The sequence below is a fragment of the Winogradskyella sp. R77965 genome (assembly GCF_044594915.1).
Lineage (GTDB): Bacteria > Bacteroidota > Bacteroidia > Flavobacteriales > Flavobacteriaceae > Winogradskyella.
Window position 1 is genome coordinate 984059 of the sequence record NZ_CP138990.1, and the last position, 25438, is coordinate 1009496.

At 32.4% G+C, this 25438-nt stretch carries 25 protein-coding genes; 7 read left to right on the forward strand and 18 right to left on the reverse strand.

Annotation, left to right across the window (positions count from 1 at the left end; translation table 11 throughout):
- Positions 1–12 precede the first annotated feature (12 nt).
- Positions 13–1338 (reverse strand): anthranilate synthase component I family protein, encoded by a 1326-nt coding sequence (locus SJY34_RS04355; RefSeq protein ID WP_400079254.1) that lies wholly within the window; start codon positions 1336–1338, stop codon positions 13–15.
- Positions 1339–1415: 77 nt separating this feature from the next.
- Here SJY34_RS04355 and SJY34_RS04360 point away from each other — a divergent pair, with 77 nt between their 5' ends.
- Both SJY34_RS04360 and SJY34_RS04365 read left to right on the forward strand, forming a co-directional pair.
- A complete protein-coding gene (locus tag SJY34_RS04360; protein ID WP_400079256.1) occupies positions 1416–2306 on the forward strand; it encodes an aldose 1-epimerase family protein in 891 nt (296 codons plus the stop codon).
- Positions 2307–2346: 40 nt separating this feature from the next.
- The gene (locus tag SJY34_RS04365; RefSeq protein WP_400079258.1) at positions 2347–3699 is read left to right on the forward strand and encodes a DEAD/DEAH box helicase; all 1353 of its coding nucleotides are present in this window, start codon (positions 2347–2349) and stop codon (positions 3697–3699) included.
- 129 nt (positions 3700–3828) lie between these two features.
- On the opposite strand, the gene SJY34_RS04370 is transcribed toward SJY34_RS04365, so the two are convergent.
- From SJY34_RS04370 to SJY34_RS04400, 7 genes are all read right to left on the reverse strand, one after another.
- On the reverse strand, positions 3829–4656 hold the full coding sequence (locus SJY34_RS04370; RefSeq protein ID WP_400079260.1) for a mechanosensitive ion channel family protein: 828 nt from the start codon (positions 4654–4656) through the stop codon (positions 3829–3831).
- Positions 4657–4691: 35 nt separating this feature from the next.
- Positions 4692–4865, reverse strand: a complete 174-nt coding sequence (locus tag SJY34_RS04375; protein WP_400079262.1) for a hypothetical protein — start codon at positions 4863–4865, stop codon at positions 4692–4694.
- On the reverse strand, positions 4849–5442 hold the full coding sequence (locus SJY34_RS04380; RefSeq protein WP_400079264.1) for an RNA polymerase sigma factor: 594 nt from the start codon (positions 5440–5442) through the stop codon (positions 4849–4851). Before SJY34_RS04380 ends, SJY34_RS04375 begins: the two co-directional genes overlap by 17 nt.
- Positions 5443–5529: 87 nt before the next feature.
- Positions 5530–5934, reverse strand: coding sequence for a DUF2721 domain-containing protein (locus SJY34_RS04385; RefSeq protein ID WP_400079266.1), 405 nt, complete (start codon positions 5932–5934; stop codon positions 5530–5532).
- Between the two features lie 92 nt (positions 5935–6026).
- Positions 6027–6653 (reverse strand): hypothetical protein, encoded by a 627-nt coding sequence (locus tag SJY34_RS04390; protein ID WP_400079268.1) that lies wholly within the window; start codon positions 6651–6653, stop codon positions 6027–6029.
- Positions 6654–6663: 10 nt separating this feature from the next.
- On the reverse strand, positions 6664–7887 hold the full coding sequence (locus tag SJY34_RS04395) for an alpha/beta hydrolase-fold protein (RefSeq protein WP_400079270.1): 1224 nt from the start codon (positions 7885–7887) through the stop codon (positions 6664–6666).
- Positions 7888–7898: 11 nt separating this feature from the next.
- The gene (locus SJY34_RS04400) at positions 7899–8285 is read right to left on the reverse strand and encodes a MotA/TolQ/ExbB proton channel family protein (protein WP_400079272.1); all 387 of its coding nucleotides are present in this window, start codon (positions 8283–8285) and stop codon (positions 7899–7901) included.
- A 190-nt stretch (positions 8286–8475) separates the two neighbouring features.
- Between SJY34_RS04400 and SJY34_RS04405 the strand changes: the two genes are divergently transcribed.
- The 3 genes from SJY34_RS04405 (at position 8476) to SJY34_RS04415 (ending at position 10888) form a co-directional block, all read left to right on the forward strand.
- Positions 8476–9528 (forward strand): sensor histidine kinase, encoded by a 1053-nt coding sequence (locus SJY34_RS04405; protein ID WP_400079274.1) that lies wholly within the window; start codon positions 8476–8478, stop codon positions 9526–9528.
- A complete protein-coding gene (locus SJY34_RS04410) occupies positions 9521–10231 on the forward strand; it encodes a LytR/AlgR family response regulator transcription factor (RefSeq protein ID WP_400079276.1) in 711 nt (236 codons plus the stop codon). Before SJY34_RS04405 ends, SJY34_RS04410 begins: the two co-directional genes overlap by 8 nt.
- A 66-nt stretch (positions 10232–10297) precedes the next feature.
- Positions 10298–10888, forward strand: coding sequence for a hypothetical protein (locus SJY34_RS04415; protein ID WP_400079278.1), 591 nt, complete (start codon positions 10298–10300; stop codon positions 10886–10888).
- A gap of 1 nt (position 10889) precedes the next feature.
- Here SJY34_RS04415 and SJY34_RS04420 read toward each other — a convergent pair whose 3' ends face one another.
- The 6 genes from SJY34_RS04420 to SJY34_RS04445 all read right to left on the reverse strand — a co-directional run bounded on the left by SJY34_RS04420 (position 10890) and on the right by SJY34_RS04445 (position 17618).
- Positions 10890–11726 (reverse strand): hypothetical protein, encoded by an 837-nt coding sequence (locus tag SJY34_RS04420; RefSeq protein WP_400079280.1) that lies wholly within the window; start codon positions 11724–11726, stop codon positions 10890–10892.
- 86 nt (positions 11727–11812) lie between these two features.
- The gene (locus SJY34_RS04425) at positions 11813–13600 is read right to left on the reverse strand and encodes a serine hydrolase (RefSeq protein ID WP_400079282.1); all 1788 of its coding nucleotides are present in this window, start codon (positions 13598–13600) and stop codon (positions 11813–11815) included.
- A gap of 211 nt (positions 13601–13811) precedes the next feature.
- Positions 13812–15002 (reverse strand): enoyl-ACP reductase FabV, encoded by a 1191-nt coding sequence (gene fabV, locus SJY34_RS04430; protein ID WP_400079284.1) that lies wholly within the window; start codon positions 15000–15002, stop codon positions 13812–13814.
- Positions 15003–15013: 11 nt separating this feature from the next.
- Entirely contained in the window at positions 15014–16414 is a 1401-nt protein-coding gene (lpdA, locus tag SJY34_RS04435; protein ID WP_400079286.1) for a dihydrolipoyl dehydrogenase, read from the reverse strand.
- A gap of 114 nt (positions 16415–16528) precedes the next feature.
- A complete protein-coding gene (locus SJY34_RS04440; RefSeq protein ID WP_400079288.1) occupies positions 16529–17155 on the reverse strand; it encodes a CPBP family intramembrane glutamic endopeptidase in 627 nt (208 codons plus the stop codon).
- Between the two features lie 4 nt (positions 17156–17159).
- Positions 17160–17618 (reverse strand): Lrp/AsnC family transcriptional regulator, encoded by a 459-nt coding sequence (locus SJY34_RS04445; protein ID WP_400079290.1) that lies wholly within the window; start codon positions 17616–17618, stop codon positions 17160–17162.
- Between the two features lie 160 nt (positions 17619–17778).
- Between SJY34_RS04445 and SJY34_RS04450 the strand changes: the two genes are divergently transcribed.
- Positions 17779–18993 (forward strand): aminotransferase class I/II-fold pyridoxal phosphate-dependent enzyme, encoded by a 1215-nt coding sequence (locus SJY34_RS04450; protein WP_400079292.1) that lies wholly within the window; start codon positions 17779–17781, stop codon positions 18991–18993.
- 62 nt (positions 18994–19055) lie between these two features.
- On the opposite strand, the gene SJY34_RS04455 is transcribed toward SJY34_RS04450, so the two are convergent.
- Both SJY34_RS04455 and SJY34_RS04460 read right to left on the reverse strand, forming a co-directional pair.
- Complete coding sequence (locus tag SJY34_RS04455) at positions 19056–20090, reverse strand: metal-dependent hydrolase (protein ID WP_400079294.1); 1035 nt, start codon at positions 20088–20090, stop codon at positions 19056–19058.
- 61 nt (positions 20091–20151) lie between these two features.
- Positions 20152–20370 (reverse strand): hypothetical protein, encoded by a 219-nt coding sequence (locus SJY34_RS04460; RefSeq protein ID WP_400079296.1) that lies wholly within the window; start codon positions 20368–20370, stop codon positions 20152–20154.
- Between the two features lie 184 nt (positions 20371–20554).
- Between SJY34_RS04460 and nhaC the strand changes: the two genes are divergently transcribed.
- Positions 20555–22045 (forward strand): Na+/H+ antiporter NhaC, encoded by a 1491-nt coding sequence (gene nhaC / locus SJY34_RS04465; protein WP_400079298.1) that lies wholly within the window; start codon positions 20555–20557, stop codon positions 22043–22045.
- Between the two features lie 3 nt (positions 22046–22048).
- Here nhaC and SJY34_RS04470 read toward each other — a convergent pair whose 3' ends face one another.
- Both SJY34_RS04470 and katG read right to left on the reverse strand, forming a co-directional pair.
- Complete coding sequence (locus SJY34_RS04470; protein ID WP_400079300.1) at positions 22049–23116, reverse strand: flavin monoamine oxidase family protein; 1068 nt, start codon at positions 23114–23116, stop codon at positions 22049–22051.
- 87 nt (positions 23117–23203) lie between these two features.
- A complete protein-coding gene (gene katG, locus SJY34_RS04475) occupies positions 23204–25399 on the reverse strand; it encodes a catalase/peroxidase HPI (RefSeq protein ID WP_400079302.1) in 2196 nt (731 codons plus the stop codon).
- Positions 25400–25438 lie beyond the last annotated feature (39 nt).

Genomic DNA, 25438 nt, shown 5'->3' on the forward strand with positions numbered 1-25438 from the left:
GCATAAAATTAATTATTTATTCTCTAATACTTCTCGCATAGCTTTCGCTTTTATTAAGCATTCTTCATATTCTTTTAACGGATTACTTTTTGATGTTATTGCGCTTCCTACGGAATAAGAAATATACTTTTTAGCTTCATTATATAAAATACTCCTTATAATAACATTAAAATCGAAATCACCATTTGGTCTAAAGTAACCCACACAACCTGAATATAATCCACGTTTTGTTTCCTCTAAGTCCTCAATGATTTTCATTGCAGAAATTTTTGGAGCTCCGGTCATGCTTCCCATTGGGAATGTTGTTTTTATGATCTCAACTGGATTGATATCTTCAGTTACATGAGATGAAATAGTTGAAATCATTTGATGTACTTGTAAAAATGAATACACTTTACATAGCTCTTCAACTTTTACACTTCCTTTTTTAGCTGTATGTGATAAATCGTTACGAACTAAATCTACTATCATAATATTTTCACTTCGTTCTTTTTGGTCTTTAGATAAGTCTTCAGCGAGTTTTAAATCTTCTTCTTTATTTTCTGAACGCTTTGCAGTACCTTTTATTGGCTGCGAAATTACTTTAGTACCTTCCTTTCTAATGTAACGTTCTGGAGTCGCCGATAAAAGAAATTTATCTTCAATTTTTAAAAATGTTGCGAAAGGAGGTTTAGAAATATCATTGAGCTTATTGAATGTTTCTAATGGGTTAATAACACTATCTTCAGCGTAGAACTCTTGGCAAAAATTAGCTTCGTAAATGTCGCCTCTTTGAATATGAGCAAGCATCGTACTAACTTTTTCAAAATATTGATCTTTGTGGATTCTTAGTTTTATTTTAATAGGATCATTTAATTGAGGCTTTTCTATAGAACGTGCAATGAGCGTAGTCGAAATGCTCGAAGTGACAGATGTAATCGATTTAAGATCTTCATCTATCTCATCATCTACCATTTTTAAATACTGAATTTCAACAGTATTATCTTTAATTAAGAATAACTTTTTGGGTTGAAAAAAATATAAATCCGGGAAACCCAAATTGTCAAAATTTTGAGATATCAATTGCTCTGTTGTGTTTTTTAAATCGTAGGTGAGATAACCAAAAATCCAATCTTTTGTAGTTTTCTGATATTCTGATAAACGCTCAAAAGCATCAGAATAATCCGTTTTTAAAACTGTGAATGCATCAACAGCTAAGACCGCATCATAGTTACTATATCTGTCCTTGTGATTATTAGAATCTAACCAAACGATATTTTCAAATTTTTGACTCCAGAGCAAAAGTTTTTGCTTAAATTCATGGATATCAGAAGTGTTATGGTGAATTGTAGTTCTCAATGACAAAAGTGTACCCGCAAATTTAATGAGAATACTTTGAATAACACCAAATTTGTATATTTCAAAAAATAAAAAACATGCCATTACTAAAAAACCACTTACTTCAAATAGAAATAAAATCTATTGGTGCGGAACTTAAAGCTATAACTTCCGTAAAAAACAATAATGAGTTCATGTGGCAGGCAGATCCCAAAATTTGGGGAAGTCATGCTCCAAATTTATTTCCAGTAATTGGCTCCATGAAAGATGATAGTTACATCTATAACGACAAGACCTATAAAATGACAAAGCATGGGTTTGTAAGACATAATGATAAGCTTATCATAAAAAGCCATTCGGATTCAGAAATTACATTTATTCTAACGTCTAACGATCAATTATATGAAATGTATCCTTTTTTATTTCAATTTGAAATTTCATATCAACTAAAGGACAACATAATAACTGTGAATCATAGCGTTGAAAACATTGATTCTAAGACGCTGTTTTTCTCTCTTGGTGGACATCCTGCTTTTGCTTGTCCTCTTTTTAAAGATGAGGACTATACAGATTACTATTTAGAGTTTGAAAAGCAAGAAAACAGTAAATCTTACTTGTTAAATATGGAAAATGGCTTAGTGACAGGCAAAACAAAATCCGTAATTGTAGAGGGTAATAAAATTCAACTTCACGAAGATTTATTTAATGAAGACGCCCTTATTTTTAAGGATTTAAAATCTAGACAAGTAACTCTAAAGCATAGAGATAAAGGTCTTGTTTTATCAGTGAGATTTGAAGACTTTCCTTATTTGGGTATCTGGGCAAAACCAAGTGCAAACTATATATGCATAGAACCTTGGTTGGGTATAGCAGATATTGAAACTACAAATCAACAAATAGAAAATAAAGAAGGTATTATCTCATTAGCATCTGGTTCTGTTTTCAATGCCAGTTACTCTATTGAAATAGACAAAAGGCATTTAGTGTAAGTAGATTATAAATGGTAGCTTTGCCACTTAAAACCAAACCGTGACGTTTCAGGACTTAAATTTAAACACACCATTATATAATGCCATAGATGACTTAGGCTTTGCTAGTCCTACTCCTATTCAGGCAGAAGCGTTTAATGTTGTTGCTTCAGGTAAAGATGTTGTAGGAATTGCACAAACAGGTACAGGTAAAACATTTGCATATATGTTACCTATTTTACGGAATCTTAAATATTCTAGACAAGAGAATCCTAGAGTTTTGGTATTAGTACCTACAAGAGAATTGGTAGTGCAAGTTGTTAATGAAGTTGAAAAACTATCTAAGTACATTAATAATCGTGTGTTAGGTGTTTATGGAGGCACTAATATTAACACTCAAAAACAAGCTGTTGCTCAAGGTCAGGATATAATTGTAGCCACTCCAGGTCGTCTTTATGATTTGGCAGTGAGTAGAGTTTTACAATTAAAATCTATTCAAAAATTAGTCATTGACGAAGTTGATGTCATGTTAGATCTAGGTTTTAGGCATCAGCTAATGAATATTTTCGATATTCTTCCAACTCGTAGACAAAACATTATGTTTTCGGCTACAATGACAAAAGATGTTGATGAATTAATTACAGATTTCTTTATCAATCCCACAAAAATATCTATTGCAGTTTCTGGTACTCCACTAGAGAATATTAAACAAGAGCGTTACGATGTCCCTAATTTTTATACCAAGGTAAATTTATTAGAATATTTACTTCAAGATAAAGACGAGTTTTCAAAAGTTTTAATTTTTGTAGCTTATAAACGAATGGCAGACCGTTTGTTTGATATGCTTGAAGATTTATTTCCAAACCAAACCTGTGTTATCCATTCTAACAAAACTCAAAACTACAGATTGCGAAGTATTGAACAGTTTAGAGAAGGAGAACATCGTATTTTGGTAGCTACAGATGTAATGGCGAGAGGTTTAGATATTGAAGACGTGTCTCATGTCATTAATTTTGACACGCCAGATTATCCTGAAAACTATATGCACAGAATTGGTAGAACTGGTCGTGCAGAAAAGGAAGGTAGAGCGCTTTTATTTTCTACTGAAAATGAACAAGAACAGAGAATACGACTTGAAGAACTCATGCAAATGACCATAGAAACACTCGAAATTCCTGACAGTGTTGAAATCTCTAAAGAACTAATAGAAGAAGAACGTCCTCAAATAAAAGAGCGTTACAATCCTTTAAAAAGACGAGATGAAGATGCTCCTGGACCAGCATTTCATGAGAAAAAGGATAAAAACAAAAAGGAAAATTTAGGAGGTTCTTATCGTCGAGAAATTGCAAAAAAATATAAGAAGCCGAAAACCAGAGGCGATAAAAATTATAATCGACGAAATAAGAAAAAATAAATTCATCCGAGTTAGAAATTAACGACGACCTAAAAAAAAACCTCTTCAATAGAAGAGGTCTTTTAAACGTCAAGTACTTGCAGGATCGCATTTTATGTAAACATAAAATCTATAACCCTAACCTTATAGTTAATCCTGCATTTGTACTTGATTTTCTACTAAATCGTTTATAGGAACAATTAATTTTCCCTTTGAATTTTTTAATATCACTGAAATATTTTCTACTGATTCTACTGTGTAATTTTCACCTTGAAAGGTTATTGCTTGGCCAATTTCAAATGTTTTACGCGCATAAAACGTCTTAAGTAGCTTACCTACTACTTCTCTTGCACCTAAACCAAAAGCAATTGCAAATGCTAAAAGAAAGGCAGCGATAATCATATTTATATTATTTGTGATTATCTCAGTGTCAATTCCTGCTTGGTTTAATGCTGTGACGGATATAAATGTTAGCATTAAGAAAAATACCACCTGACTTATCATTTTACCACCTGATAAATCCATGGATTCAAAAAGTGATTTTAAACCATTCTTAACAAAGTTTGCAAATAAAAGTCCAACTATAAATACAATTAAAGCAGCAAATAGTTTTGGCAAATAAGATATCAGGTCACTTATCTGTTCAGTGATAACATCTAATCCCATAATATCTGAAGCTGTAACCAGCAATATCATATACATGAGATATTTTACAACTTTCGAAACGACTTTTACAGTATCAAAATTTAGCTGTTTGCCTTCTACAATTTCTATTTCATTAATCTTCTCATCGAGCTTATTAGCCTTAACTAATTTTAAAACCTTTTTTATAAGCTTAACGACCAACTTGGTAATTATCCAACCTATAATTAGAACAATAAATGCTCCGATGATATTTGGAAATATATTGGTAATTTCTAACCAAATATTGGTGAGAGATTTCATCGCTACATCTGAAAATTCGCCTACTTTATCCATACTATAATTTTTTTATGTTAGGGTTAATTACGTATTTATTTTTTTCTATTGCTACTTACTGTGTCAATAACATGACCTAAGTTATACGAAAATAACTCAGCTAAATCCATCAATAGCTTCGCCATGGCAATATCGTGCATGACTTTGCTCTTTAGCTCCACAGGAACTTCCTTTAATGGCTGGTTTATTTGCTTAAATGGATTTTCCATCTTTCGTATAGTTTTCGTACTTCTGTACTAGTTTTTCTTTTGCTCTTTTTAAGCGCATTTTAACTGCGCTTTCTCCGATTTCTAAAGCTTCAGATAATTCCTTAATTGTCAAATTATCTTGATACTTTAATAATAATATCATCTTCTCTTCAGGTGAAATTAACTCCATCACCTTTTTCAATTGCTCTGCTCGCATATTCTGAAACTCGTGCGTTGAATCGATATCTTCACCTATATTTTCAATATCAACACTCTCAGAACTTACAGATTTTTTCTCAAACTTCTTAGCCGTATTTCTTGTAACATAATTCACACAGTGATTGTATGTAAAAGCATATAACCATGTTGAGAATTTAGATTTTCCCTTAAAGCTTCCTAATTTTACAAAAACTCTAAGAAAAACGTCTTGTGTTAAATCTTTAGCCTCATCAACACCATTAGCAAACCCATAACACTTATTGTAAACCATAGACGCGTACCTGTCATATAAAACCTCAAACATCATTGTGTCGTTGGTTTTAACGATAGCTTCTACAAGCATTTCATCGGTTAGGGTATGAACAGCCTTTGTTCTCAATTGTATTTTTAGTTCGTTTTAAGTGGTTAGTTATTAGTTAAGACACTAATAATTTAATGAGGTCACATTTAATAAATAAATAATTATTCACTTTTTTAAATCATCTTCAATATCATTTAAGTGATGCTGTAACGCTTTAGCTGAAATTTGAATTTCCCATATTAAAAACAGCAAAGAAATGATAAGCAATATCAATCCTGCACCAAAAGCCCAAACCGCTATAGTTTGAAAGTCTACATAGATTAAAAACATGGTTAAAACACAAAATAATAAACTAGTAATGCCTGCAATTTGCATATATCGTGTTAGTTTTACCCGTAGTTTTAAATTATCAATTTGTCTTAGTATAGACGTGTCTTTTTCTTTAATATATTTATCTTTTAAATTGCGAATTATTGCAGCATAGGCCAAAAACCGATTGGTATATGCTAGCATGATTAAGGATATTGCCGAAAATAAAAGTGCTGGTGTGGTTAGTGTGAGTTCTGCCAAAATTGAAATTTTAGTAAAATTAGTCATAAAGATGAGAGCAAAAAAAAAGCGAACTGAAAAGTTCGCTTTTTTAAATATTTATGATTCAAACTTTAATCATTTGGCCTTTCAGGAATGTAAACCATATCAATTTCTATTTCATTTCCATATTTTACTACCAACGAACATAACACAGCAACACTTGCACCACGGTGAATAGCAGGTTTCATAACAGGCATCTTTCTGAGTACTCTTAAGATTTCCGCCTGAATGTTTACTTCTGAATCTCTGACTTTCATACCTGTAAGATTTCCGTTCTCATCAATTATAAAAAACGCTTCTACCTGCTTTGGCTCTGAAAGGTTTAAATCTTTAGATACATTTAAGTTAAACTCGCGCTTTATAAATGCTGCTACCTTAGTATTAAAACATGTTTTTGTTTCTTCTTCAGAAAGTTCCTCACAACCTTCGTAAACTGGCGCTTTATCTACATCTTTTAAAATTACCCTATTATCAGAGCTATAATTACCTAAACCGTCATCGCGTGAAATAATATTGCACAAACTTAACAATGTCTGTTCCTCTTTGTCCGTTATATTCCCTTGTGCCATTATCTGTTCTTGAACAGCATTGATTTTCATTATTAATTCGCTTTCTGAAGTGTTTGATGTTGACTTTTGTTCACAGGAAAAAATAAGTAATAGAGTTAAGAGTGAAATTATTCGAATTGAAATTTTCATGTATTATGTTTTAATTTTTAAGTTTTTTTAATTGTTCTGAAGCTTCTTGGTTGCTATCTATTTCAATAGCTTTTTTATAATACTCAATGGCTACTGGCTCCTCCTTTTGTGACACATAGTAATTACCCAACGCCACATAAGTTTTAGATTCATTTGGATAATAATGAACATTCATCTCTAAATACGCCAGAGCTTTTTTGGGAAGATTATGCCCCTCTAACATAAAGAAACCAACATCATTAAGCAATTGCCAATCTGGCTTTACTTCGCGTTTCATGCGCATACTCAGTTTTTTATAATGTGCATAATATGGTTCTATTAATTCTTTAACAGAGTATCTTTTGGGATTATTAAATCTCCACATTTCAGGAAATGGAAACCATGAAAAAACAGATCGCAATCCATTGTATTGAGCTGGTATGACTATGCTTCCATGATCTTCACTTTTAAAATATTCCCAAGAGAAATTAAGCTTATCACTATTATTCGCTAATATGTCATGAAACTTTAGATTGGCTCTAATTTGTTCCGTAGGTACACTTTTGTCTTTTCTAACTTTTACAGTATCCATAGACTTACCAATACTATTGGCTACTGCTATATATAATGATTTCTCTTTTAGATTTTTTGTATTTATTTTATCTTCAGCTGTTTTTACTAGATTTTCTTTATCCCACCAAAGACTTGGATCTATTGCTAAATAGTTGTCAAAGACGTTCTCATGATTCAAAAATGTATAAAGCACAAATAAGCCTCCTGTAGAATGACCAATGATTGTGTTATTATTCTCTGTTGGATACTTATTGTTTATAAAAGGTTTTAATTCTTGCTCTACAAATTTCAAAAAATTATTAGCACCACCAGAAGTTTTTGATTCATGCCCTCGCTGAAAAGGAACATTGGTTGGTGTAAAATCTCTTGTTCTATCTGTATTAGTAATACCAACTACTATGGATTTTGGAATTGTCATAGGTGTTAATTGTTTGATCATTCCAGTAACCGTGAAGAAATTTTTAGATGCATCTAAAACATAAATTACTGAATATGTTTTAGTATTATCAAAGTCATCAGGAACATGTATCCAGATTTCTCTTTGCTCTTTTAATATCTCAGAATATAGACTATCAATCTTACCAATTACAATTTCCTTTTTTTCGTTTTGTTTATATTGTGCGTTACTTTTAGCATAAAGACAAGAAACTATTAAGGCAATTATTAGTTTATATTTTTTCATTTTAATAAATATTAAGCCTCTACTTCGGGTTTTAAGATCCATTTGTAGGCTAAAATCCCAATTCTTGCTATTACAAATGCAAACAGACCAAAAGTTATGGTTAACAAAGACACTTTAATACCAGCTGCAAACAAATCTGGTCTTGTTTCACCAATCGCTTCTAACATATCAAATAATGTAATAATACCTATTACAGAAGACAAACAGCCTATCACCAATGCTACTAGACTAGATTCAGCAGCTAAACCAATCATTTTATTTGATATTTCAGGACTTTTTTTCAGTTTTACAAAAGCCATTACAATAAAAAATAATGATAATAAAAAAGCAATTAAAATAAAGTACATACCAGTTCCGCCTTCTTGCAAACGGCCTAATAATAAAAATTGTGAAAACATAAATTGTTGTTTTTGATTAAACTTAAAACAAACATAAGTTGAAGTTTATCTAAAAAAATTTAGAATGCGACCAACAACCATATTAATAAGGGATTTAACAACGATGTTAAAACCAGTATTAAAACCGTCATTCGTCTACAAAATAAAACCAGCATCTAAAAATAAACTATTATTGTAACCTTATTGTTTCATGTTGAGAATAAAAAAAGATCATATCATTCAAGCTATACTTCATTTGCTATTTTGGTGTGCTGTACTTTTATTTTTTACACTAATTTTTAGTGCAGACAATACCATTAATAGTAATATAATTTATTTCTCACTTTTTTTAATGCCAATAACTATTGGCACAACTTACATATCTATTTATAAGCTCATCCCTAATTACCTCATTACTAAAAGATATTTTTTATTTGGCTTATATACATTATATACTGTAATAATTTCTGTTTTCAGTATTCTGTTTTCCGTTTTTTTTAGTATCGCCTTTTTAACCGACTTTATGTTTACCAAAGTTGAATCTCTGTCTCGAAATACTTTATTTATAATAGCTTGCGTGTATTTAGTGGTTATAGTTGTTAGTGCTTTTAAGCTTTTAAAACTGAATTTAAAGCAGTCTAAATACAATGCCAAACTTGAAGCTAAGATTCTCGAAGCACAACTAAAACTGAAAGAGCAAGAGCTTAATTATCTAAAAATGCAGATACATCCGCATTTCTTATTCAATACGTTAAATACCATGTATGGGTTTGCTTTAAAAAAGGCAGATGAAACACCAGAAATGATTTTAAAACTATCTAATCTATTAGACTACCTCCTGTACCAAATAGATAAACCTTTAGTTCTGTTATCGGAAGAAATTAACCATATAAAAGATTATATAGGTTTAGAACAAATGCGTTTTAATGATACTCTAAGCGTAAATTTTTCTGAAACGCATTGCTCAGAACCCGTTGAAATAGCACCAATGCTATTCTTACCTTTTGTTGAAAATAGCTTTAAGCATGGTAAAATTAAAAATGGAACATTGACAATTGATATTTCATTTAAGTGCAACAAAAACAGTATCTATTTCAATATTAAAAACTCACATTCTAAGTCGTCATCTAAAAAACCTGGTATTGGATTAGAAAACATAAAGAAGCGCTTAGAACTTCTGTATAAAAACCAATACAGTTTGAATATCATTGAGAATAATAACCTTTTTGAAGTAGAACTTAAACTTTCATTAGCTGATGTCTAATATTATTTCTTGCATAATCGTTGATGATGAAGCCATTGCTAGAGAAGTTATAGCAACACATTTATCTAAAATAGATGCTATTGAGGTTAAAGCTCAATGCAAAAATGCATTAGAAGCCTTTAATTATATAAGTAATTATAAAGTCGATTTGGTTTTTTTAGACATTAATATGCCTGAAATTTCTGGTATTAGCTTCGCAAAATCCATCAATAAAAGTATAAAAATCATTTTCACAACAGCTTACAGAGATTACGCTGTTGAAGGTTTTGATTTACAAGCTGTGGATTACCTTTTAAAACCTATTGCTTTTGAGAGGCTTCTTAAAGCTGTAAATCGCTATTTTGAAATTAATACAGAGTCTAAAGAAGTAGAGTTAAAAACAACCGAGAATAATAGCTTCATTTTTGTCCGCTCTAATCGCAGAATGCTCAAAGTAGACTTTAATTCAATTTTATATATAGAAAGTTATAGTGACTATATTAAGATTCATCTAAAAGATAATACTATAGTTACTAGAGAAACAATTAGTGCAATGGAGGCGAAGCTACCAAAGCGAAATTTTATACGTATTCATAGATCTTACATCATCGCTTTATCGAAAATTCAATCGTTTAACAGTGAAGGTATTACACTTAACCGACGCACTTTACCATTTAGTCGAAGTTACAAGAAAGAAGTACTGAAACTATTAGAAAATTATTAGCTTTATTCAATAATAACCCCAAATTTGACGTTGCTATTGTGACTGATAATTACTAAAGCTAGCATTATGATACAGGACCTACATGAGACTATTCCGAATTTAAAGCCTTTTGATTATTCTATTCATAACGATTCTAATTTTTTAGATCAGAAGTGGGTACTGGTTAATGGTATTGCTGAAAAGAAATCTACGTATATCTTTAAAAAAGATAACGTTCTAGAAATTTATAGAAAAGATAATATTATTGAAACCTCTTGGAATATTCATTTTCAAAATATTTTCACCATTGAAACTGAAGACGGAAGAGCTACTGTAAAAGCTTACCTTAAAGATGAGGATATTTTAGTGCTCAATGATCAATCTAAAGATGAGTTTGCGCTGTTTATAAATACGAGCAACTATGCAGACGAATTAAATTCTATGGATGATGTTCAAGACTATATAAAGTATAAGTACAAGCAAAAAGCAAGTAATCTTATTTACGATCATCAATTTTTTTATATATCAGAATCGGAAGAATTCGGACCTTTTACGGTTGAAGAGCTTACTCAAAAGGTAAAACGTGGAAAAATTAGTGCATTTTGTTTTGTAAGAGATATTAATGAAGAGGATTATAGCAATCGCTTACGCATTAATGATTTAATACAGGAATTGTAATTTATATATTCGCTTTATAGAAGTCATATTTTGCTAACTCTATTTCTACAATAGCCTCCCAATTTTCTTGAGTTTCTTCTTTATCACCATATTTTGTTTCTCTATCATATTTGTCCTGGCGCTTTTGTAATTCATTAAACACCTTATCAAATATTATTTTAGCAGTAACAAGGTTATCACTAGTGACTTTAGCATCTGCTAATTCTTTCCTCAATTTTCTTGAATAGATTTCGGTAATATCAAAATGAATTTGTTCATGTCTCAATACATAATCATTTTTACCTTTTGGAACCACCCAACTTTCTTTGGTATTAAATACACTTTGCACAAATATTTTACCATTTTTCAAAAGATTGATACCAGATTCATATCCAAATCCAGAATTGGTAAGCGCTAATGTGTTTGGATAATTTTTCTTGTCTGGCTTGCCTTTAAAATCATTCCAAGTTAATTTTCTCTCAGGACTCCAAAGTATTTGATTTTCATAATACTTTGGATTAGATACTTTATAAATTTTTGCCTTAAGCCTATGGCAGCTGCTCCATTTATCTGGAGTTTTATTTTGAGTGATTTTTATAATATTTGCACCAGCTTCTCTAGCAATTTTCTTAAGATTTAAAATATTTTCATAATAGGTACAGTTCACTGATAAACCGCCATCTTTAGCTTCTATAACACCAATAGTTTCTCCATCAATTGTTTGATCATCAGAATAATCTAAAACAACAACTAGTTCATCATTAGAGAGTGGCGGAAGTGTCTTGACTATTGTACTTTTTAGCTTTGGAGAACATGCTAGAAGCAGTGATATAAATATTAATAGATTAATTTTCTTCATATTTGCTAAAATATAAAAAGCGAACCATTTGGTTCGCCTTTATTTTAATATAATGAAGTTAGAAAAATCTAAATTCTAAATCAAGTTTATTCCTTGAGCTTTTTACCAAACGTATCGCGTCCATTTTGATGCAAAGTCATGCTTTCTACTTCACCATTAGCATTTCTATTAAAAGTGACTTCTGCTTTTACTTCTTGTACATAGAATTTATCTATAGACATAGGAATAATCTCTAAAGAACTTTGTCCTTTTGGCTTTGCGATTAATTTATCATCTTCTCGTGAGATAGTAACTATAAAATCAGCTGATAATTGATAATTACCAATATAATCATCTAATTTTGTTGTATCAATTTCAAATGCTTTAGGTAAGTTGTTTACATCTACATTTAAGGTTTTTAAAATATCAACAGCATTGGTATTTGCAGGATTGAGTTCGACAGATTTTTTATAATTTACAATAGCCTGTTCTTTATTACCATTTTCTAATAACGCTTCGGCATAACTATCATATACATTAGACGATTCAGGGAATTGATCAACGTTTAACTTAAAAACAGACTCTGCTTTATCCGTCTCTTTTCTTCTCATGTAATAGTACCCTAAATCATTTATAATGCCTTCAGAAAAATTATAGTCCTCAGATTTATTTGCTTTCAAACTCTCATACGTTGAAGTTAAGTTATTTGTCCCTTCTGAATCAATAACTGCTTTTAGTTTTCCTGCAATAGAAGGTTTAACCTCACATCTGCTTCCCATGGACTCTCCAGTTTTCCATTGAATCCAATCACAAAATACTTGTGTATAAATATTATGGCCAGATCCTCCATTAGTAATCATAATGAAACCATCATTTGTATCAGGATTTACTCTAAAAAATGCATGCCAACCCGTATTAGCTCCACCATGCCCTTTAAGAATGTAAGATGTATTAGGAATATTTTGTACTTGATAACCTAAGCCATAACTATCATTTGATGCTAATGCTGGTTTCATCATTTCTTCAACTGTCTTTGCTTTTAAAACGTCATTATATTTCTTATTGTCTTTATGAGCGAAAAGACTTGCGTAGGCAAACAGTGTAAAATCTTCAATTGTAGTATGTAATCCGGCTGCTGCTTGCGCTGTAAATAATTCAAAATCTATTTGTTCACCAAAACCATCATGTTCTAATGATGAATTTTTAAGTATAGTTTCATCAATTTTATAACTGCTTCTCGTCATTCCTAAAGGATTTAAAACTGTTGTTTGTATATAATCTTCAAATTTTTGCCCTGTCACCTCCTCTATTATCAATTGCAAGATTGTATATCCGCCTCCTGAATATTTCCATTTTGTTCCCGGCTCCATTATCATTTCTACTCTACCTGGCCCATTGTTACGTCCATTCAATGACTCTTCTATTGTAGATAAACGATCCTTTGGTGTCCATCCAGGATATCCATGAAGTGATAATCCTGCTGTATGACTTAGTAATCGTCTTATAGTCACTTTTTTAGAATCAAAATCAGATTCTGGCAATTTCCAGCGTGTTAAATAATTTTCAGCTGGAGTATCTAAATGAATTTTTCCTTCTTCAACAAGTTTCATGATTCCCCAAGCCGCGACGGTTTTAGATATAGAGCCTATATTAAATCCGGTTTGAGTTGTTACTTTCTCACCTTTAGAAAGATTTGCATAACCATAGGCTTTTTGCAATACCAATTCACCATTTTCGATCATAGCAATTGCCGTTCCAGGTACCATAAATTCTTTTAATAATTTTGGAATTTTTTGATCTAATTCTTTCGTAAAACTATTAACGTCTTTAGATTTATTTTGTCCATAGAAGGTAAAAGAAAATAAGATGAAGAGTAACGAAATTTTTTTTAACATGTCAAATGGATTTAAATGATGAATAAAGATACAATATATCTTTACGACGACAGCCTAACACTTTCGTTACATTAACTATCTGTTATTAAAATATAAAATGACATTAAATTTTCTTTAAAAAGAGAACTTCTTCGCTTTACCTATCAAAATGGCTTTAAATAAAAAAAGCGAACCAATTCAGTTCGCCTTAATTTATTTTGTATAATTTAATTTACTCCTGTAACCCAGGAATATCAACCATTTCGTTAGCATCTTTATCATAATCCACACCATCAACATTAAATCCAAAAAGATTAAAAAAGTCCATTTTATAACCTTCTAAATCACCAATATTTGGCAAAGTTTCAGTTGTGGCTTCTTTCCAAAGTTCTAAAACTTTTTCTTGTATTTCATCTCGCATTTCCCAATCGTCAATGCGTATTCTTCCTGCTTCATCTAAAGGTAAGTTTTCTGTATATAAGCGTTCATTAAACAAACGCTCAATTTGCTCTATACAACCTTCGTGAATACCTTCTTTTTTCATCACTTTATAAAGTAACGAAATGTAAAGTGGTATAACTGGAATAGCAGAACTTGCTTGTGTAACTAGTGCCTTGTTTACTGATACATAAGCTTTACCATCAATATCTTTTAGAGTATCTGTAATCTTAAAAGCTGTTGCTTCTAAATGATCTTTTGCTGCTCCAATAGTCCCTTTTCTATATACGGCTTCAGTTAATGAAGGTCCTATATATGAATAAGCGATAGTTTTAAAATCTTTGGATAAAATACCAGCAGCGTTTAATTGGTCAATCCACATTTGCCAATCTTCTCCGCCCATTACGGCAACTGTATTTTTAATATCGTCGCCAGAACTAGGTTCAATTGAAATTTCTTTGACTTCTCCTGTATGAAAATCGACTGTATTATCTGTAAACGTCCCTCCAATAGGCTTCAAAACCGACTTAAAACGTTCACCTGTATCAGGATGTGTTCGCACTGGAGATGCTAAACTATAAACCAATAAGTCTATTTTTCCTAAATCTTCTTTTATAAGGTTTAAAGTTTGTGCTTTTATTTCATTTGAAAACGCATCACCATTTATACTCTTAGCATATAATCCATCTTTATGAGCTTGCGTTTCAAAAGCCGCACTGTTGTACCAACCTGGTGATGCAGTTCTGCCTTCCTTGGGTGGTTTTTCAAAGAACACACCAATTGTTGCAGCATTAGAACCATAAGCGCTTGTGATTCTAGACGCTAAACCAAAGCCTGTTGAAGCTCCAATAACTAAGACTTTTTTTGGACCGTTAGTTGTTGGTTTAGCTTTTATATAGTCAATCTGATTTAATACGTTCTTTTCGCATCCAGTTGGATGAGCAGTTAAACATATAAATCCTCTTGTCCTTGGTTCAATAATCATAGTTTGATATTTTAAACGTGTAAAGCTCTATCGTCAGTTGCAGCTAAAGCAGCTTCTTTTATTGCTTCGGCAAATGTTGGATGTGCGTGAGAATATCTCGAAATATCTTCTGCTGATGCTCTAAACTCCATAGCAGTAACAGCTTCCGCAATTAAATCTGCACAACGCGCACCAATCATATGCACTCCTAAAACTTCGTCAGTTGTTTTATCTGCCAAGATTTTTACAAAACCATCGATATCTCCACTTGCTCTAGCTCTACCTAATGCTCTAAATGGAAATTGACCAACTTTATATGCTACATTATCTGCTTTTAACTCTTCTTCAGTTTTACCAACCGCAGCGACTTCTGGCCAAGTGTAAACCACACCAGGTATTAAATTATAATCTATATGTGGTTTTTGTCCTGCTAAAGTTTCAGCTACAAAAACACCTTCTTCTTCAGCTTTGTGTGCTAACATTGCACCTTTTATAACATCACCAATTGCATAAATATTCGATGCAGATGTTTGTAAATGATCATTTACTTCAATTTGGCCTCTGTCATTAATCTTTACTCCAGCAGCTTCAGCATTTAAACCATCTGTGAAAGGACGACGCCCAACAGATACTAAACAATAATCTCCTTTAAACTCAACAACTTCTCCTTTTTTGTTTTCAGCATTTACGATCACTTCATCTCCTTTACGCTCTACTGATTGTACTTTATGAGACATCATCATTTTACATTTGGCTTTCTTAAAGACTTTGTTTAACTCTTTAGATAAGCCAGCATCCATAGTTGGTAAGATTCTGTCCATATATTCTATAACGGTAACTTGAGCACCCAATCTGTAATATACTTGCCCTAATTCCAATCCAATAACTCCTCCTCCAATAACAATCATATGCTTCGGAATTTCCTTTAATTTTAAAGCTTCTGTAGAGGTGATAATTCGTTCTTTATCTAGCTCAATGAATGGTAAGTTACTTGGTTTAGATCCTGTAGCAATAATGATATTTTTTGCTTCAATTTCACCTGCATCTTTTCCTTCAATTTTGATATGCGTTGCATCTTTAAAAGATCCTAAACCTTCATAGACATCAATCTTGTTTTTCTTCATTAAGAAATCAATTCCCCCTGTAGTTTGGTCAACAACAGCTTGTTTGCGCGCAATCATCTTCTCTAGATTCACTTTAATATCTCCTGGTATTTCAATACCATGTTCTTCAAAGTGCTTTGTAGCTTCTTCGTAATGATGAGATGAACTTAATAACGCTTTACTAGGAATACAACCTACGTTTAAACAAGTGCCTCCTAGTGTAGAATATTTTTCAATAATTGCAGTTTTCATGCCTAATTGTGCGCAACGAATTGCTGCTACATATCCACCAGGACCAGATCCTATTACTGCTACATCGTATGAATTCATATTGATAGTTTTTTTAATATTAAAAAGATGCTTCTATGAAGCAAAAACGAGTACAAAAGTACGATTTAGATTAATGATTTACGAATGAGTAGCTACTAAATTTAACATAAAATCTTAGGTTGGAAAACCGAGCATCTCTCCCATGCCAACAGTAAATAACCAACAGCCATAAATGGCATGCTCAATTGACACTAATAAAGTTGATTTAGTATTCTTAAAAGTTAACGCAAACAAGAGTCCACCAATAAATGTTAGAAACATAACTAGCGTATTTCTAAAAAATAAGTGAGCTAACGAAAATAGAGCAGCATTTACTATAATAAAGAGAGATTGGTTTTTAAATAAGTTGTTGTAACGTTGAAAGAAAAACGTTCTATAAATCAATTCTTGAGGATATACTGAAAATAAAGAGTAAACAAATAAAATGATTATCCACAATAAAGGCTTTGTTCTTATTACAATGAAGAGACTTTCTTTATCTGTTATTAGTATGTAAAGTGCAGTAATAAGGGCAATAACAAGTAGCTTAAACAAAGTTTGTCTCCAAAAATGTTTCCAATTGACGTTTTCATTTACCTTAAACTTATTTTTTTCAACTTTTAAAAGTATAAATATGATATAGGAGAATCCACAAACACCAATTATCATTTTTATCCATAAGGGAAAATTCAAAACAAAACTTACCGGAACAATTACAAAAATTAGAAAGAATTCTATAAGTCTATTTCGTACTGATCCCATAATTCTAAATTGTGATTGCAGTTGTATGTTTTACTTCATTTATCATAAACATGCTGTGTGTACTACCAATATGGTCGATTGTAGTGAGTTTTTTAACCATAAATTCTCTAAAAGCCTCCATATCCTTAACAAGTACTTTTAGCAAATAATCATAATCACCACTAATATGATAACATTCTAAGACTTCCTTCAATTTACGAACTTCGCGCTCAAACTTCACCACGTATTCTTGAGAGTGCTGCACTAGTTTTACATGACAAAATGCAACAAATGCTTTATCAACTTTCTTTTTTTCAATTAACGCGACATAATTACTTATAATACCATTGTGCTCTAATTTTTTAATACGCTCATAAACAGCAGTAACAGACAAATTTAGCTTGTTGGATAATGCCTTAGTAGTTTGCTTACTATCAGCTTGAAGAAAATGCAACAATTTTATATCAGTTTCATCTAAATTCATGATTGAAGTTTTTTCTATACATATAACTTAATAGTTAAAATTAATGAAAATAAATCTAATAAAACACATATAAATAGATAAATATTCTAAATACACTAATTATAGTTGATTTATAATCTAAAACAAGCGAACTTTGTTATAACCTATAAATTAGATTGTCATGAAATTTAAGCCAGCAAACAATATTCAAGATTTACAATACTTCGGTGAATTTGGTGGTGTTAATCCATCGATTTCAGATTCTTCAACCTATACCTTTTTATCGGCAAAAACCATGTTCGATACGTTTGAAGGTAATGCTGATGGTTGCTATTTATATTCTCGGCATTCCTCTCCTTCAAATTTATACTTAGGTGAAGCATTAGCGGCAATGGAAGGTACTGAAACAGCAACTGTAACTGCATCTGGTATGGGAGCCATTACACCGGTTCTATTACAACTTTGTGATACTGGTGAGCATATTGTAAGTAGTAGAACGATTTATGGAGGTACTTATGCATTTCTAAAAAACTTTACTCCGCGTTTGGGTATTGAAACCACTTTTGTTGATATCACAAAATTAGATGTTGTTGAAGCCGCAATTACTCCCAAAACAAAAATATTGTATTGCGAATCGGTGAGCAACCCTTTATTGGAAGTTGCTGATATTAGAGGCTTAGCGGAATTGGCGAAAAAACATAACTTAAAGCTAGTTGTAGATAATACGTTTTCCCCATTATCAATTTCGCCTGTAAAATTAGGTGCTGATATTGTTGTTCATAGTTTAACTAAATTTATAAATGGGTCTTCAGATACAGTTGGAGGTGTTGTTTGTGGTAGTCAGGAATTGATAGACGACTTAAGAAATGTTAATGATGGAGCTGCTATGCTTTTAGGTTCAACAATGGATAGCTTAAGATCTGCTTCGGTATTAAAAAACTTAAGAACATTACATATAAGAATGCAACAGCATAGTCACAATGCTGCTTATTTAGCAGAAAAGTTTGAAAATGATGGTTTAAAAACCGTGTATCCTGGTTTAAAATCTCATCCTTCGCATGAATTATTTAAATCTATGATGAATGAAAAGTATGGTTATGGTGGAATGATGACAATCGATGTCGGTTCCCTGGACAAAGCAAATGCATTGATGGAGTTGATGCAAGAACGAAACTTAGGCTACTTAGCTGTAAGCCTTGGATTCTATAAAACCTTATTCAGTGCTCCAGGAAGTTCAACATCTTCCGAAATTCCCGAAGACGAACAAGAAGCAATGGGCTTGAGTGATGGTTTGATTCGCTTTTCTATTGGCTTAGATGCTGATATTGAACGGACTTATGAGATGATGAAAGCTTGTATGCTTGAATTAAATATTCTTGAAGCTCAGATGGTATAAAAATATCCATTCGAACGCAGTCGAAAACTCATTAGTATCTCGATTGGGCTCGATGACACAGTCTAATTTCCTTTTAGACGTTTAATCATAGGGCCAAACATGGATGAAAGCGTTGTATTTTCCCCTAAATTAGGTCGTCTTTGTTGCATATCCCAACGCTTATCTTTTTTAAAAATATTAAAACTAAATATAGAAGATTCCGAATCCTCTGGATTTAAAAAAGGATATCTTAAATCGTTGTAAATAAAGTTGTTGGCATCATCCGTTTTTCTTACGTTATAGTAATGATCACTAAACCAAGCTAATGTTGAAAGATCTTCATCATTCATCGGTACTATAGTATTGTTTTTTGATAAAACTTTCCACTCTCTAACTCTATTAGTTTTATCCAACAATGAATAATATCCCATATAATAATCTGTATCAGTTTCCGCAACTCCATACCAAAGTATATTATTAAAGATAGTAGGTTGGGTTCTAAAACGATTAAATGAAATATTTTGCTCCTCAAGTGAATTTTTGAAAATAGAATTGGTATATAACTTATTGCCAATGGTAAAAAGCATATATGCGGAGCTGATTCCTATTCCTAGTTTTAGCCATAATTGACGTGTTTTACGTTGACGCTTATAAAACATCAAAATAATCATACAAATTAAAAATGGAGTTGTATAAAAAAGATCGGCAACAGAGATATTGTTAAACGCTAGACGATAATTAGAAAATGGATAAAACAGTTGCGTACCGTAAGGAGTGAAACAATCTAAAAGAGGGTGTGTGAATAGGGACCAAAAGAATAACCATCTCCAATCTTTTAATGTCGTTGAACCGAATCTTTTGCCCTTATTATAGAGTTGAAAAACAAGCCAGCCAAATACAAATGTTCCAATAATTGAAAATAAAATTGAATGCATAAAGCCTCTATGAAAAGCCATAGCTTGTATTTCATTATTATACAATAGTGGGCCAATAAAAACATCAAAATCTGGAATAGTACCACCAATAGCACCGAACAATAAGGCTTTGTTTCCTATTTTTTTACCGAGGACAGCTTCTCCGCAAGCAGCACCTAGTACAATTTGAGTTAATGAATCCATACGAAGGTGCAAAAATACGACTAAATGTTATTATGGATTCGCGTAAAGACGTAAAGAATTTTTATTTGAGCTGTGATTTATAATCAGAAATAAATTGTGTATTTCTAATGACTTCTCGCTGTAAACTTGCTTTTAAGTTTTGTATATCGAGATTACGTTTGTCATCACTCAAGTCCTCACGATTTAACTCTAAAATGAACAAATAATTTAATGTACTAAGATTTCTTCGTAGTTGCTTTTTTTGTTTTTTAAGCTGGGATTTTAAAGTAATTGTTTCCAAAATTAATATGATTTAGGGTATAGGCACAATCATTTTATTGACTATAAATATGACGCACAGACAGTTACGTCAGTCACAATTTTTCGATGAATGACATGTTTTTTTAACAAATAGAAATTGAACAGCTCTTAATTTGCTATAAAAACGAGATTATTGTAACATTACAAAACTAATCCAATCAAAAATGCAAGACGACGATAACATTTCTGAAGTAAAAATCGAGGATCAAAAAATAATAGATAATACCGAACTTAATATATGGGAAGCTCTAATTCCTGTATTTGCTTTAGTTGGTATGCTAGCTTACAACATCTATATTTATGGCGATGATGCATTAAGTGGAAGTAATCAATTTATACTTTTATTAGGAGCTGCAGTTGCTGCTATTGTTGGCTTTTTTAATAAAGTTAAATATAAAAGAATGCTTGAAGAAGTTGCTGAAAATGTAAAATCGACAACCGGAGCTTTACTTATACTATTGATGGTTGGAGCACTTGCAGGAACTTGGCTCATAAGCGGAATTATCCCAACTATGATTTATTACGGCTTGCAAATATTAAATCCAACAATATTTTTGGCTGCATGTGTTATCATATGCGCTATCATATCAATTGCAACTGGAAGTAGTTGGACAACCTCAGCAACTGTTGGTATCGCTTTAGTTGGCATAGGTGAAACCTTAGGTATATCAATTGGCATGACAGCCGGAGCAGTTTTATCTGGAGCTTATTTTGGAGATAAGATGTCACCTTTAAGTGATACGACAAATCTAGCACCAGCTATGGCAGGAGGAGAATTGTTTTCGCATATAAAATATATGGCGTTAACCACTATACCAACAATTGTTATTACGCTCATTATTTTTATAATAATAGGATTAAACATAGACACAACCGGAACACCTCAAATTGCTGATAAACTAAAAGCAATTGATGGTGCTTTTAATATTAGCCCATGGCTTTTTATTGTACCTGTTATCGTCATTTTTATGATTATAAAAAAGACTCCACCTTTAATAGCACTATTATTAGGTGCTTTATTGGGTGGTGTAACTGCTATTATCGCGCAACCACAAATTGTAACTTCTATTGCAGGTGCAGAAAGTCTAACATTTCAATCTGCCTATAAAGGAGTTATGAATGCACTGACTGTTGATACTGCTGTAACAACATCTAGTGCAGAACTAAATGACTTATTTACTGCTGGTGGTATGAAAGGTATGCTCGGAACTATTTGGCTTATTGTCTGTGCTATGGTATTTGGCGGAGTTATGGATGCGATTGGCGCATTATCTAGAATAACAGATGCTTTATTAAAAATGGCAACCTCAGTATTTGGGTTATTTGCAAGCACAGTCGCTAGTTGTTTAGCATTGAACCTCACAGCTTCAGATCAGTATTTAGCTTTAGTTGTACCAGGGAAAATGTTTAAACAAGCCTATGAAGACAAAGGCTTAGCTCCAGAAAATTTAAGTCGTACATTAGAAGATTCAGGAACAGTAACTTCAGTACTTATCCCTTGGAATACTTGTGGAGCTTATCACTCTAAAGTACTATTTGGTTATGCTGGTGCAACCGCATATATTCCTTATGCCTTTTTTAGCATTATAAGTCCTTTTATGACCTTATTATTCGCTGCGTTTTCAATAAAGATCAAAATGCTTAGAGATAAGTAAAGTTTAAGTAGTCTTATTTAACTTATCCTTTAATTGATTTATAATTTGATTTCCTCTGTAGATAGCCCCTTCCATATAACCACCATAACTAGGAGAAGTTTCGGAACCAGCAACTATAAATTTGTTATTAAAATAATGGTTTTGATAAATTTGATGTCCGTTATTAGAATGTGGACTCAAATAATTACTATGTTCTGAGGTCGTTAGAACGTCTGTACTCCAAACTTTTTCATTATAAGATAGATAATTAGCACCTTCATCACCGAAAAATTTCAACAACTGATTCTTAACTAATTGTTCTCTATAACTTTGAGTTTCATTTAATAAACTTCCGTTTAAAAATCCCATTAAAGCAAAGTTTTTATTGTTTACACCAGAATGATCATAGAGTTCTGTAAACGGACCAACATTACTAAAACCAACTCCAGATAAACCTTTAGATTTCCAAAACCGTGTTTTATAAATCACCGCAAATTTAATCGAATCTTTCATCCAAGTATGCGTGTTATTAGCAACTTGCAATAAATCTAAACTTAATTCTGGTGTGAATTTAATAGTGTTCACTAAAAGATGAGGAGGTAATGTTGACACCACTTTATCTGCTGTAAATTTGGTGTTTTCAGTAATCACATCTAACGAATCCCCTTTCTCATGAATCTCAGTTACTTTTTGATTCAACTGTAATTCTTCTTTTGAAAAATCAGCTGCTAACCGGTTTAAGAGTTCTACAGTTCCTCCTGCTATTCTATAACTTATTTGTTGATTTTCTGGAATCTTAAAACGTTGAGGTAAATTTACACTCGAAGCTTCATATAAAGCATCTCCTTCCATATGCTGTTCAAACAGTGTAATATCTAATTCATTACATAAAGCCATTAATGCTGTATTATATTTCCAAAGCCAAGTAGCACCTAATTCAACAGTTGTATTATGCTCTTGTTTCGTAAAAACACGTCCGCCTATACGATTATTAGCTTCTAATATTTTAATAGAAAACCCTTCTTTTTTAAGACGATAGCCTAGGTATAATCCAGAAAGACCAGCTCCTATAATTATTATGTTTTTACTCATCGCTTCAAAGTTAATACGTTCGCTTAGAAATAGTCTAAAAAAAAGCCCACTCATTGAGTAGGCTTCCTTTAGCTATTAATCTATAATCTACTTTAAATCAAAACGATCTAAGTTCATCACTTTGGTCCAAGCAGCAACAAAATCATTTACAAAACGTTTTTCACCATCATTTGCTCCGTAGACTTCACAAACCGCTCTTAACTCAGTATTAGAACCAAATATTAAATCCGTTCTAGTTCCTGAAAATTTCATTGCATTTGTTCTTCTGTCTCTTCCTATAAACTCTTTATCTTCTGCTGTTGCAGCTTTCCATGTTAATGAAAAATCAAGAATATTAGTAAAGAAATCATTAGTTAAATGTCCTACTCTATCTGTAAATACTCCATGTTTAGAGTCATCATAATTTGCTCCTAGCACACGTAATCCGCCAACTAAAGCTGTCATCTCTGGGATTGAAAGTGTTAATAAGTTTGCACGATCTACTAATAAATCTTCAGCAGCAACATGTGCTACTTCAGAACTCATATAGTTTCTAAAGCCATCCGCCAAGGGTCTTAAATAACCAAACGATTCTATATCAGTCTGTTCCTGAGATGCATCTCCTCTACCTTGAGTAAACGGTACGTTTACATTATGACCTGCATTTCTAGCAGCCTCTTCAACAGCAGCTGAACCAGCTAAGACAATTAAGTCAGCCATAGAGACTGTTCCATTAAATTCATTTTGGATACCTTCTAAAACATTCAAAACTTTATTTAATACTTGCGGATTGTTCACTTCCCAACTGCGTTGAGGTTCAAGGCGTATTCTTGCACCATTAGCTCCACCTCTCATATCAGAACCTCTAAATGTAGAAGCTGAAGCCCAAGCTGTTTTTACCAATTCAGAAATATTTAAACCAGAAGCTAAAATCATTTTCTTCAACGATTCAATATCTGAATCACTCAACGTATAATCTACTGCTGGAATTGGATCTTGCCAGATTAATTCTTCTTTTGGTACTTCCGGACCTAAATAACGAGAAATGGGTCCCATATCCCTGTGCGTTAATTTATACCAAGCACGCGCAAAGGCATCTTCAAAAGCTTTATGATCTTTATGAAAACGTTCAGAAATCTCTCTAAATCCTGGATCTATTTTTAATGCCATATCTGCTGTTGACATCATTAAGGCTTGTGTTCCGTTTCCTCCAGCTTTTGGTGCCATAGGTGCGTTAGCATTTGATGGTGTCCATTGGTGAGCACCAGCAGGGCTTTTGGTTAATTCCCAATCAAGGTTTAAAAGCACATCAAAGTATTCATTATCCCAACGTGTAGGGTTTGGTGTCCACGCACCTTCTAATCCACTAGTAATAGTATCATCTAATACTCCAGAATTATACGTGTTTTTCCAACCTGTACTCATTTCTTCAATAGAAGCACCATGAGGTTCTACTCCTACATATTTATCCGGATCTGCTGCACCATGCGCTTTTCCAAACGTATGTCCTCCTGCCACAAGAGCAACTGTTTCTTCATCATTCATAGCCATACGACCAAAAGTAATTCTTATATCATGAGCTGATTTTAATGGGTCAGGTTCACCATTTGGTCCTTCTGGATTTACATAGATTAGTCCCATGTGTACAGCTCCCAAACTACCTTCTAATTCACCATCGCTGGTATCGTAGCGTTCATCATTATCTAACCAACCTGTTTCACTTCCCCAATATATATCTTGCTCTGGTTCCCAAACGTCTTCACGACCACCTGCAAAACCAAATGTTGGGAAGCCCATAGATTCTAACGCACAATTACCTGCCAAAATCATTAAATCTGCCCAAGAAATTTTGTTTCCATATTTCTTTTTTACTGGCCATAATAATAAACGTGCCTTATCTAAGTTGCCATTATCTGGCCAACTATTTAAAGGTGCAAAACGATGAGTACCTGTTCCTGCACCACCACGACCATCACCTACTCGGTAAGTTCCTGCACTATGCCAAGCCATACGAATCATAAATCCTCCATAATGTCCATAGTCCGCTGGCCACCAATCTTGAGAATCAGTCATTAAAGCGATAACATCTTGTTTTAATGCCGCAAAGTCAACACTTTTAAATGCTTTTGCATAATCAAAGTTTTCTCCCATAGGATTATTCTTTGTCGCATGTTGACGTAAAATATTTAGTTTTAATTCGTTAGGCCACCAATCTCTATTACTTGTTCCACGACCAGCTGATTTCTTCTGGTCTCCACTTAGAAATGGGCATTTACTTGCGTCTCCATTATTATTATGATCCATTATATTATAGTTTTTTTGATTTAAAATTTGATTTGCATA

Bases quoted from the DNA above. Each gene is read 5' to 3' on its own strand.
- SJY34_RS04400 (WP_400079272.1), bottom strand. From the start codon at position 8,285: ATGTTTTCACAATTTTTATTATTAGGCCGTTTGCAAGAAGGCGGAACT.
- nhaC (WP_400079298.1), top strand. From the start codon at position 20,555: ATGCAAGACGACGATAACATTTCTGAAGTAAAAATCGAGGATCAAAAA.
- SJY34_RS04450 (WP_400079292.1), top strand. From the start codon at position 17,779: ATGAAATTTAAGCCAGCAAACAATATTCAAGATTTACAATACTTCGGT.
- katG (WP_400079302.1), bottom strand. From the start codon at position 25,399: ATGGATCATAATAATAATGGAGACGCAAGTAAATGCCCATTTCTAAGT.
- SJY34_RS04445 (WP_400079290.1), bottom strand. From the start codon at position 17,618: ATGAATTTAGATGAAACTGATATAAAATTGTTGCATTTTCTTCAAGCT.
- SJY34_RS04415 (WP_400079278.1), top strand. From the start codon at position 10,298: ATGATACAGGACCTACATGAGACTATTCCGAATTTAAAGCCTTTTGAT.
- SJY34_RS04360 (WP_400079256.1), top strand. From the start codon at position 1,416: ATGCCATTACTAAAAAACCACTTACTTCAAATAGAAATAAAATCTATT.
- SJY34_RS04470 (WP_400079300.1), bottom strand. From the start codon at position 23,116: ATGAGTAAAAACATAATAATTATAGGAGCTGGTCTTTCTGGATTATAC.
- SJY34_RS04405 (WP_400079274.1), top strand. From the start codon at position 8,476: ATGTTGAGAATAAAAAAAGATCATATCATTCAAGCTATACTTCATTTG.
- SJY34_RS04425 (WP_400079282.1), bottom strand. From the start codon at position 13,600: ATGTTAAAAAAAATTTCGTTACTCTTCATCTTATTTTCTTTTACCTTC.
- SJY34_RS04410 (WP_400079276.1), top strand. From the start codon at position 9,521: ATGTCTAATATTATTTCTTGCATAATCGTTGATGATGAAGCCATTGCT.
- fabV (WP_400079284.1), bottom strand. From the start codon at position 15,002: ATGATTATTGAACCAAGGACAAGAGGATTTATATGTTTAACTGCTCAT.
- SJY34_RS04370 (WP_400079260.1), bottom strand. From the start codon at position 4,656: ATGGATAAAGTAGGCGAATTTTCAGATGTAGCGATGAAATCTCTCACC.
- lpdA (WP_400079286.1), bottom strand. From the start codon at position 16,414: ATGAATTCATACGATGTAGCAGTAATAGGATCTGGTCCTGGTGGATAT.
- SJY34_RS04395 (WP_400079270.1), bottom strand. From the start codon at position 7,887: ATGAAAAAATATAAACTAATAATTGCCTTAATAGTTTCTTGTCTTTAT.
- SJY34_RS04440 (WP_400079288.1), bottom strand. From the start codon at position 17,155: ATGGGATCAGTACGAAATAGACTTATAGAATTCTTTCTAATTTTTGTA.
- SJY34_RS04375 (WP_400079262.1), bottom strand. From the start codon at position 4,865: ATGGAAAATCCATTTAAGCAAATAAACCAGCCATTAAAGGAAGTTCCT.
- SJY34_RS04390 (WP_400079268.1), bottom strand. From the start codon at position 6,653: ATGAAAATTTCAATTCGAATAATTTCACTCTTAACTCTATTACTTATT.
- SJY34_RS04420 (WP_400079280.1), bottom strand. From the start codon at position 11,726: ATGAAGAAAATTAATCTATTAATATTTATATCACTGCTTCTAGCATGT.
- SJY34_RS04455 (WP_400079294.1), bottom strand. From the start codon at position 20,090: ATGGATTCATTAACTCAAATTGTACTAGGTGCTGCTTGCGGAGAAGCT.